The sequence below is a fragment of the Caldisericia bacterium genome (assembly GCA_021158845.1).
In the GTDB taxonomy this organism is placed as follows: domain Bacteria; phylum Caldisericota; class Caldisericia; order B22-G15; family B22-G15; genus B22-G15.
Window position 1 is genome coordinate 1 of record JAGGSY010000170.1, and the last position, 11,810, is coordinate 11,810.

General features: G+C 38.3%; 3 protein-coding genes and 2 tRNA genes. All 5 read left to right on the forward strand.

Features of this window, described 5'->3' with window-relative positions; translation table 11 throughout:
• Nucleotides 1-7,928: hypothetical protein (locus J7J33_06150; protein ID MCD6168861.1), on the forward strand; the 7,928-nt coding region annotated here is incomplete at its 5' end.
• Between the two features lie 69 nt (nt 7,929-7,997).
• Nucleotides 7,998-8,570 (forward strand): DUF429 domain-containing protein, encoded by a 573-nt coding sequence (locus J7J33_06155; GenBank protein MCD6168862.1) that lies wholly within the window; start codon nt 7,998-8,000, stop codon nt 8,568-8,570.
• Nucleotides 8,571-8,657: 87 nt separating this feature from the next.
• Nucleotides 8,658-8,751: transfer RNA gene (locus J7J33_06160), tRNA-Ser, on the forward strand.
• Nucleotides 8,752-8,756: 5 nt separating this feature from the next.
• Nucleotides 8,757-8,833: transfer RNA gene (locus J7J33_06165), tRNA-Arg, on the forward strand.
• Between the two features lie 5 nt (nt 8,834-8,838).
• Complete coding sequence (gene uvrA, locus J7J33_06170) at nt 8,839-11,667, forward strand: excinuclease ABC subunit UvrA (GenBank protein MCD6168863.1); 2,829 nt, start codon at nt 8,839-8,841, stop codon at nt 11,665-11,667.
• Nucleotides 11,668-11,810: the final 143 nt, after the last annotated feature.

Consider the following 11,810-nt stretch of genomic DNA (forward strand, 5'->3'; position numbering starts at 1 on the left):
GAAGACATAATTCAAATGCAAATGGATATTTTGTTGATTTATGGAATGATAATTTAAGACTTAGAAAAATCAAGGATGGCGGAGAGATTCTGATCCCAGGAGGAACAGATTCAGTCACAATAGCGGCAGACACATGGTATCATTTAAAAATAATCGCAAATGGTAATAACTTCAAAATATATTTCTGGAAAGATGGAGATCCTGAACCAACAACTCCAAAAATTGAAGCAGCAGATCCAGATTTTGATTCAGGTATATTTGGTTTATGGCAGTATGGTGGTAATGCTACAGCAAGGAAAACATATTTTGATGATTTCGTCATTAAAGATTTAAATGGAAATATAATTTACAGTGATGATTTTGAGAGAAAGATTTCTACCGAGAAAAGCCCGATAGAGACAGGCGTCGATGCCAATTTCCGCTACTGTGATTCCAATGGAAATGGCCATTACGATTGCATGGATTGTATATATTACGACTCAGATAATTCCAAGACAGTAACAAGAGGAGATATAAGAATAACTGGAGCCTTCCCATTTGGAGCTACACCAGGAACTGTGGTTAAATTAGGAGATACAGATCTTGGAAGACCTCTTGAGTATTTATATACATTCCCCAACCCTCAAAACGGAACAACAGTTAGAACCTTTGATGAAGATATAAACTTTGTGGATACCAATGGAAACGGAATTTATGATGGAGCAGAGACAGGTGTTCAACTTTCAGATTTTTCACCTACTGAAATGTACGTCGATGTGGATGGAAGTGGAGCTTATTCACCTGCAGATTGGATTTATAAGGATATGGACGGAGATGATAAAGTAAGTTTAAATGATGTGAGACTTTCCAATGTTGCTTTTGGTGGAAGATTTTATAAGGCAGGAAGCCTTGTAAGAAACGAAGATACAGATACAGGACTTGATCTAAATGATTTGAAAGGACCGGGATTACATTTTAGATACTTTGATGCAGACAACTCTGGTGATTATACACCAGGAGAAAGAATTTATGATGATACAGATGATGATAAGTACATAGAGAATGGTGAATCAAGAATCTTTACCCCATCTCTAAGATATTACGATACAAATTCAAACGATATGTTTGACCCATGTGATTTTCTCTACCTTGACCTTGATAATTCAAGGACTGTGAGTGCATGTGATATAAGAATGACACCTGTCAGTATCTGGACTAAAGATGGGAAGTTCTATCATTATGAAGCAGGAACATCTGTTAAGGATGATGGAATAAATCCAGATTTTGATGCAAGACCTTTTAATCCATATACTGAGCCTACTAAATTCTTTGAGCTCAAGGACATACCTATTCCACCTCCAGATGGCACAGATCAGTATTATCCAGTTATATATAGATTCTTTGACACTAATAACAATGTTGTTTGGGATGATGATGAGCCTATTGCCTTCTATCTTGACTTTAAGGATAACGGAATAGTTGACAGTGGAGATTTAAGAATGTCAACTCCTTTTGTTATGAACTGGTCTGTTTCAATGAATGGAGGAGTAATTGATAAGAATGGATTTTACACTTCTCCAACATGGTCTTCTCCAGAAGCACCTCAACAATATACTATAACTGGAACTATAACTATTGGCGGAATAACAAGAAGCCAAACTGCTACAGTTGTCGTCTTTGATGGTCCACCGAAGGTTATTGTCTCTCCTCAGATTTTATGGATTGCCCCGTGCACAGATTACAGTTACCATGCAACTATTGTTGATAAAAATAACAATCCAATTCCTTATGCTGATGAGCATGTTAAATGGCATGTTGGCTATCCAAGAAATACATCGGTTGACCATTCCCCTGATAAAGGCAAAAAGTTATTCAGTTTTGCCTTTGGTTTAGAGAGACACACTGAGAATGTAGAGATAAATGGAAAATATGATCCCGGTGAATGGATTTACAAAGATATGGATGGCAATGGTGCGGTATCTGTTGGAGATGTGAGACTTTCCCTTGTGAAGATTGGAACAATAACTTATGTAGCAGGCTCCATTGTTGGTTCAATGTGTCCAACATGCGATGTGGATTTAGGAAAGACGCTCATTGATTTTAAACCTGATGAGAAGCATACAGAAGACACATCATCAATTCCAATAGTTTATGATCCGGGAGAGGCTGTTTATAGAAGTGCAAATAATGTTGTAGATGAAGGAGATATAAGACTTACAGATGTGAAGGTTGAAAAGAAAAATGTATTCCCTGCAGGTTCACAGGTTGGAGATAAGGATGTTGGTAAAGCTTTAACTAATGCTGGATTTACCTCCATAAAGTTTGTTGATCTCAATGGTAATGGAACCTATGATTATGGAGAGTATCTATATGACGATGTGGATGGAAGTAATACTGTAACAGTGGGAGATGTAAGACTCACCTCATGCGCATGTGGTCTCTCTCCTGGAACAGTAGAAACTGGAGACGGAGATGTGGGTATTGCTCTTGTATCTTTTGAACCACTTCATGCAGAGAATCTTAATTCTGATGGTATCTATACTCCAACAGGTGAAGGAATAGAGTGGACAGATTTGGATGGAGACCACAAATTCACTCCGGGAACAGATACTGCTCCCCTTGCTGGAGATAATAATTTTGTTGAACTTCAAGAGTATATATATAAAGATATGGATGGTTCAGGAGATATATCTGCAGGAGATGTAAGAGTAAGTGATGTTAAAATTTTTGATACATCAATCAATGATTGGATAGAATATCCTTCAGGTACAAAAGTTAAGGGTCTGGATAAAGATTTACAACTTGCAGGAGATACCCCAGGAGATTCCATTAATTTAGTCTCCTTTGCCTCTGACGAACTCTTTGTTGACCTCAATAAGAATGGTCTTTATGATAAAGGAGAACCTATATATAGAGATGTGGATAGTTCAAAGACAGTTTCTATAAATGATGTAAGACTTTCCTGGATTGATACATACTACCCAGGAAGTGTAGTTGCTTCTGGCGATTCTGATTTAACAACTCCACCAACTAAATTGACACCATTTACCTCAACTCCTATTTATTATATAGATCTCAATAGTTCAGGTTCTTGGGATTCTGGTGAACCACTCTATATTGATGTTGATGGGAGTGGAGATGTAACGATAGACGACGTAAGACTTTCAGATTTCGATGATCCCGGTGCATCAATAGATTCAAATGGCAAATTCTCCTCTCCTTCATGTGGTGGTGGAACATACAACATTTGGGCTTCCTTTACCTATAACGATGGTTGTCCTGGAAATGAATGTGGTGGTTTATCTATAGTTTACAATGAAAATCCTGTATTTGCACAGGTTACTATGGGGATAAAGGTATGGGTCTCCCCAGAAAGTATAAGTCTTATTTCTGGAGAGAGACAGCAATTTAGTGCAAGAACTGAGGATGCACTTTATCATACAGTTATAACTCCTCCTCCAGTATGGAGTATTGTTAATAATGATCCAATGTATCCAATTGGAACAATAGATCCAGATACAGGTTTGTTCACTGCGCAGTCTGATACACATCCATCTGGTTATGTTGTCGCAACAATTCATACAACTTGTTGTGGTGACATATCTTCAACAGTTCCTCCAATTTCTCCACCAGACTGGGCTATAACCTCTGGCTTTGTAAGAGTTAACGCTCTTGTTGATGTTGTAAAATCTTCGTTTAAGATTTGTGGTTCTGGCTTCAGTGTCAATGTAAGGTGGTATGTTGATCAACTGGGAGATAAATTGAGAATCACCATAACCACATCGGGTGGTTATGCAAAGATTATTGATAAAACTCCTTCTGTTTCAACACCAGGTCAATGGATCAATGTTCCTGTTTATATCTCTGCTCAGGAACTTGGATTAAATGTGGGAGATACTGCTACAGTTACCGTAAGAGGAGAAGTTATACCTTCGTATCCGTCAACAAAGTGGTGGCTTGAAGATTATGAACAATTCTCCTTCAGAGCGACACCACTACTTACTGTTAATGGTTCAACTGGATGTGATGGAATTCTTATGGCAACCATTGGAGACACTCTTCAGGGAACTTTAACAACTCTATCAGATACAGATTTAGATGGAAATCTTGATCCAATAAGTTTTGCAACAGTTGTTCTTTCAGGACCTGGAAGATTTGATGAATTCGGAAACTTCTATCTTGAACCATGGGCCTCAACAACTGTTTCAACAGCAACCACTGATCTAAATGGTAATTTCTCTCTTGGTACAGGATGGTTTGATGCCCTTGGTTATCATGGTGCAAGGTATGATGGAATATATAGAATTGAAGCTCAAACATCTCCAAAGGTTTCAATGTTTGTGTACCTTAAATACCAGGAGACAATTACAACTGATCTTGGAACACTTACAGTGGATCTTTCAACACCACAGGTGATTGAGGGAACACTCCAGCTTCCAGGAGGTCTTACACCAGGAAATAATGATGTTTATGTTGAACTCTGGAAGGTTGATCCTGTTAACGGTTTTGAGAGAAAGTATATAAGCGATGGTCCAATCAATGAAATTCCACATGCAGGTCTTCCACCACAAACTTATCAACCTGTAAAACTTGGACCAAATGGTTACTTTAAGATATATGCAATAATTGATGAGCTTGGAAGTTATGCCTTGTTTACAAGAGTTGGGAATGAAAAAACTGATTTAGGTGATTATAAATATGGAAGATACTATGATCAGGCTGGAAAACCTGTTCCATACCAACCGTTCTCCATAGGAGCACCAAATTATCAGGCAAAATTACTTGTTGAGCCAACAACTCTGTATGCAAATAAACTGTGCCACTTCACAATTCTTGTGACAGATGGGACAGGTGAACCTGTAGATGAGACAACTCTCCATCTTGCAAATAAATTCAGTTATGAACTTCCACCTGGATGGACATTCCAGAATCCACAGGTAAAACCTTTATCAAAGGGAACATACCTGATCTCTGGAACACCAGTTCCTCCAGCCGCAGGTTCTCAGACAGGTTCCTTGATAGTTAAAGTTTCAGGTGCAGCATTAATTTCTCTTCCAATCCAATCTGTCTCTCTATTCAATCCATACGCATACATTGATGTAACAACTGTTCACCTTGATAGGAAGATGTTCCCACCAGTGGTTGGCGAGGAGTATATCCTTGTTTTTGGATTCTATGAACCACCAACACCAGGTCTTACAGTGTTTGATCCAGATGAGGACTGGACTCTTTCATCAGATGAAACTGTATTTATGGAAGAAATCTCAAGAGGAGATAGAGAGATAAAGGTTAAAATTATACCAACAATGTATACCCCTCTCCCACTTACATTAACTTTACCCATGAGGGGTGTGGATAACAGGACAGATGAAGAGAGAGGAAGAGTCACAACGGAAAAGGCAACATTTAGTGTATTTCCAATTGCAGATAGCATAGATGGATTTAAGATTGGTGTTACTACTGATCCAGCAGAAATTTCTCAGGGAGGTAGTGGCTCCATAAGTATAAGCGTAACAGACACATCAGATGTACCTCAGAACAATGCATGGGTTGAGATATGGGGTTATAACAAAGATGGAACACCTGTAAATGATATGTTCTCAATTAGTGGAGCCTCATCTCCAAACATTGTAATTGATGCCTCTCACCTTAATCCGCTTAACCAGAATATAACAAATGGTGTATATACTCAGATGAATGTTGGATTTAACCATTCAGCAGATCCTGAACACGATAGAACACCAATTGAAATTGGAAGGTATGTGCTTGTGAAAGTTTACTCAGGAAATCCAACTCTTCCAACATCAAAGATAATGGGATACATTCCTTATGCCTTCCCAATAAAACCTCAGATGAACCTTGGGATTTCCCTTCTCTCTATAGATGGTTCACCATCGAGAAATAAGATAACTGCTGGATTCTCTCAGACACTTCTTATTTCTGCTCCTGGTATCCCTGAAGGTTCATCAATAATTGCTCTTGATTCAAAGGGCTCCACATTTACAGACAATCATGATACAACTTATACCTTGACCCTCGGTGAACCTTACCTTGAAGAGGGAGATGCAAGAATATTTGCTGTTGGACCAAATAGAGATGTTATGGGAGAGCTTGATATACCTATTGTAAAACCTGTTGCTGAAATAATACCTTCAGATAATATACTCTCTGCAGAGATAAATGAAACGGTAACGGTTACACTTAAAGATCCAATAACAAATGCTCCACTTTATGTAGCAAAGATTGGAGTGGATGGAAAACTTGATTCATTTGGTAAACCATTTGGGTTCAGGTCTGCTATAATGACAAAACAGGAAACTCCAAATGTTTCAAGTGCAACCTTCACTGTAAATGCAAGAGATAACCTCAATCCAACACTTCCAGATTCACCAAAGGTGATTCTCTACTACACAACCACCTCTACCCTTCCAGGAACATATGTTGTTATAAATGAGTTTGATCTTGTATCTGTAAAAGTTGATGTTGAAATATTTACATCAAGTGGAAAACCACTTGACAAAGCTATAGTTGGAAAAGCAAACAGAATAAAGATAACGGTTACTGATGCACATGGACAGCCTGTGACAGGTGCAGAGGTAGGAATTACCTTTGCCTATAACTACGATGCCACGATATATGATCTTAAGGGATACACAGATGATAATGGAGTTGTAATATTCACAAACTTTGTACCTCAGTATCTTGGTGGTTATGATGTTGTAGTGAAGAAGGAGGATAGAGAATATGTATTCAATGATGTTTTCTATACAAAAGAACAGACAGAGGATACTGAACCACCAGAGATAACAATAACTGAACCAGAGGATGGAACAACACTGACACAGAATAGTATAACTGTTCTTGGAACTGTTAGCGATGAATCAGAAGTTACCGCTGTCTATGTGAATGGTATGAGAGTTGAGCTTCTACCTGATAATTCCTTCATGGTGAATATAACCTTAAACGAGGGTGAAAACCTGATAAGAGTAGTTGCTGTGGATGAGTTTGGAAATATTGGAACGAAAGAGATACATGTGACATATAAAGTCCCGACATTAACTCTTGTGGTCGATGAAGTTCCAAAACTTGTCAACACGCCTGAAATTGAAATAACTGGAAAGACAGATCCCGGAGCCACTGTCTATGTAAATGATGAGGAGGCAGATGTAGATAACCAAGGAAACTTCTCCATAACGGTTACGCTCCTTGAGGGTCTTAATACGCTTATTATAAGAGCAGAGAAGGGTGCACTTTCCAAGACAAAGAAAGTGTCAGTAACTCTTGATTCTATTCCTCCAATACTCAAGGTGAATGTCCCAGAGAAGGTTCAGGATAGGGTGTTTGAGGTTTCTGGAACAACAGAACCAACTGCAACACTCACCATAAATGATGAACCTGTAATTGTTCAGGCAGATGGAACATTCACCTATACGGTTTCCATACCAGAGGGAGAGAAAGAGATAACCCTTGAATTTAAAGCAGTGGATAGAGCAGGAAATGAAGCAAAAATAGTGAAGACTGTGATCTATCAGGAGGAGATAATAATAGAGCTTGTGATTGATTCTCCAGTGATTAAAGTAACAAAGAATGGAGTCACCACATCTGTAATTTACGAAATTGCACCGTTTGTCATGCCACCTGGAAGAACAATGGTGCCACTAAGATTTATTGCAGAAACCTTTGGTGCTACAGTTGATTGGGATCCAGAGACTGAAGGAATTCACATTGAACTACCAAGGAGTGATGGAAGTACCATTGTTATAGATATGCAACTTGGAAACAAAATTGCCTATGTGAATGGTGAGCCATATGCTCTTGAGGTTGCTCCATTCACAGTGGAACCTCAAGGAAGAACTGTTGTTCCAATTAGATTCATTGCAGAGGCATTTGGAGCTCAAGTTGATTGGGATCCACTCCTTCAGAAGGTCACAATCACATTCTACCCATAATGGTTTAGGATTAGAATTCTAAATAAAGAGGGGCAGTCACTGCCCCTCTTTTAAATTTGTGAGAAAAGAATGCTTTTAGTTGGGATAGATCTTTCTATAAAAAGAAAATCTGGTATCTGTGTTGTTGATAAATATTCTAAATTTATAAATTCTAAGTTTCAGCTTGGTTTAACAGTAAGATTTAATGAACTTGTAAGGTTCCTCTCAGAGGAAAGAGATATTCAGCTTGTGGTTATTGATGCCCCTCTAACATATCCTGATAAAAATTTTAGAGATGCGGAGATTGAATTAAGAAAAGAGGGGATAAGAGCACTTCCATTGAATTTTTTAAGCGATATGGAGAATCTTATCCAAGAAATTTTAAAAGTTTATAAAGGAGAGATTATAGAGACATTTCCAGATGGTGTGTTTAAGTTCTTAAATCTTAAAGGAGGAAGGAAATTGAGGTCTGATAGAGAAGTTTTGTTTAAAGAATTGAAGAGATTTATAAAGTTTCCACTTGAGTTTTCAACAACAAACAGAGATTTCATAGATGCGTGTTTGTGCGTCATATGTGGGATATTCTATGTGAAGGGTGAAACTAAAAAATTTGGTGGCAAAGAAGGAACAATTTATCTTCCTATAATAAAGTCTTTTCTCTAATAGAAAATCTTTTTGTAAATTTAAGGAAAATTTCTATGGTATATTTTGTAAATTTAAGGAAAATTTCTATGGTATAATTTAATTTGCGGAGAGATGGCCGAGTGGCTGATGGCACCTGCCTGCTAAGCAGGTGAGGGGGTCAACTCCCCCTCCGCGGGTTCGAATCCCGCTCTCTCCGCCATTTTTGCGCCCATAGCTCAACTGGATAGAGCGGCGGACTACGGATCCGCAGGTTGTGGGTTCGACTCCCGCTGGGCGCGCCATTTCAATGGAAAAAGATTATATTTTTGTAAAGGGAGCAAGAGTCCATAATTTAAAGAACATTGATGTAAAGATTCCCAGAGGCAAGATAACAGTGATAACTGGTCTTTCAGGTTCTGGTAAGTCCTCTCTTGCCTTAGATACTATATATGCTGAGGGTCAAAGAAGATATGTGGAATCTCTTTCTTCCTATGCAAGACAGTTTCTTGAACTTATGGATAAGCCAGATGTTGATTTTATAGAGGGGCTATCACCAGCCATTGCCATTGATCAGAAATCTACATCCCATAATCCTCGTTCCACTGTGGGTACAATGACTGAAATATATGATTATATGAGACTTCTCTTTGCGAGGATAGGAATTCCCCACTGTCCAAAATGTGGAAGGGAGATTAAAAAGCAGACACCCCAGGAGATAGTTGATAAGATACTCACCTTAAAGGAAGGAACAAAGATAATGATTCTATCCCCTGTGGTTAGAGGGAGAAAAGGAGAATACAGGAACCTATTTGAGAAGCTAAGGAAGGAAGGATTTGTAAGAGTCAGAGTTGATGGAAGTATCTTTACCCTTGATGAAGAAATTGAACTTGATAAGTATAAGAAGCACGATATAGATATTATCGTTGATAGATTAATTGTTAGAAAGGATATAAAAGAAAGACTCACCGATTCCATAGAGACCTCTCTTAAGTATGGAGATGGACTGACAAAGATCCTTATAGTTGATACAGGCGAGGAGAAGATTTTTTCTGAAAAATTTGCCTGTCCTGTTTGTGGTATCTCTCTTCCAGAGATAGAACCTCGTTTATTTTCCTTTAATTCCCCTTATGGTGCCTGTCCTGTTTGCGTGGGGCTTGGTGTAAAAATGGAGGTTGATCCCGACCTTGTTATACCTGATAAGAGTTTATCACTAAGTGAAGGTGCCATAAAAGTTCCTGGATTCCAAAACCTTAATGGATTTTTCTTTGAGATAGTGAAGACTCTCTCTGAAATCTATGATTTTGACATATATACACCGGTGGAAGAGATTGATGAGGAGGCAATAGAGATAATTCTATACGGTAGTTCAGGTAGAATTCCCATAAATTATGTCTCAAGCGATGGAAGAAGGCGTAGATACTATGTAAAGTGGGAAGGGATAATTCCTTCCATTGAGAGAAGATACAGAGAGACAGATTCTCATGAAATGAGGGAGATATACGAAAGGTTTATGAGGGTTCTTCCATGTCCTGCCTGTAAAGGAACAAGACTGAGAGCGGAGGCACTTTCAATTACCATAAATGGAAAGAATATAGCTGAAGTTTCATCTATGAGTATAAGTGATGCACTTTCCTTTTTTGAAAATCTAAAACTCACAGAAACAGAGAAGATTATCTCAAAGCAGATTTTAAAGGAGATTAAATCAAGGCTTAAATTTCTTATGGATGTTGGTCTATCCTACCTTACCATAGATAGAGAATCAAGAACACTTTCTGGTGGAGAGGCACAGAGGATAAAACTTGCAACACAGATTGGTTCAGGGCTTACTGGTGTTCTTTATGTTCTTGATGAACCAACCATAGGTCTTCATCACAGAGATACAGAGAGACTTTTAAATTCATTAAAGAATTTGAGAGATTTGGGAAACACCCTTATAATAGTTGAGCATGATGAAAAGACCATAAAAGAGGCAGATCACATTATTGATATGGGTCCAGGTGCAGGAGAGAATGGGGGAGAAATTGTTTGTTCAGGGGGTATAGAGGATATAATTAATTGTAAAAATTCCATTACAGGAAAATATCTAAAGGGTGAGGAGAGGATAGAGATTCCAAAAGAAAGAAGGAAGGGGAATGGAAAGTATTTTGAGATCATTGGAGCAAGGGAACACAACCTTAAGAATATAAATGTAAAGATTCCCCTAAATACATTTGTATGTATAACAGGTGTTTCTGGTTCAGGAAAATCCACACTCCTGTACGATATAGTTTATAAGGGATTAAAAGAGATATTCTATAAATCTCCAGAGAAACCGGGAAAGTTCAAAGAGTTTAGAGGTCTTGAGAATATAGATAGGGTTGTTATGGTGGATCAATCTCCCATAGGAAGAACTCCAAGAAGCAATCCAGCAACATACACTGGAGTTTTTACCCCCATAAGGGAACTTTTCTCAAAAACTCCTGAGGCAAGAGCAAGGGGATATAAGCCAGGTAGGTTTTCCTTCAATGTGAAAGGTGGAAGATGTGAGGCGTGTGAGGGTGCCGGAGTAAAAAGGATTGAGATGCAGTTTCTACCTGATGTTTATGTGACATGTGAGGTCTGTAAAGGGAAGAGGTATAATAGAGAAACCCTTGAAATTACATGGAAGGGAAAGAACATATCTGATGTTCTTAATATGACTGTGGATGAAGCATACAAATTCTTTGAGAATATACCAAGTATAAGGAGAAGACTCTCGCTTCTTATGGATGTTGGTCTTGGTTATATAAAACTTGGTCAACCTGCACCAACACTTTCTGGTGGTGAGGCACAGAGGGTTAAACTTGCCACTGAACTTTCAAAGAAGTTTAAGGGACATACCCTTTATCTACTTGATGAACCAACAACAGGTCTTCATTTTGATGATGTAAAGAAACTCCTCTCTGTTTTAAATAGACTCGTGGACAAAGGAAACACAGTTGTTATAATAGAGCATCATCCAGATGTTATAAAATCTGCTGATTGGATAATTGATCTTGGTCCTGAAGGAGGAGATGAGGGGGGATACATAGTCGCAGAGGGAACACCTGAAGATGTTTCAAAGGTGAAAACATCTTACACCGGTGAGCTTTTAAGAAGAATTCTACAGGTAGGATAGTTTTTTTAAAGCTTTCATTTTCTCAGTGTATCCAAGTTTTGCCTTTTCAACAGCAGTTCTCAATATCTCTATTGATTCATCGTATGTTTTTCTATCCACAGGGTATGGATATCCATCTTTTCCTCCATGGGCAAAGGAAAAAC

What these genes read in the sequence shown, in the direction of transcription:
- J7J33_06155 (MCD6168862.1), top strand. Translation starts at nt 7,998, where the DNA reads ATGCTTTTAGTTGGGATAGATCTTTCTATAAAAAGAAAATCTGGTATC.
- uvrA (MCD6168863.1), top strand. Translation starts at nt 8,839, where the DNA reads ATGGAAAAAGATTATATTTTTGTAAAGGGAGCAAGAGTCCATAATTTA.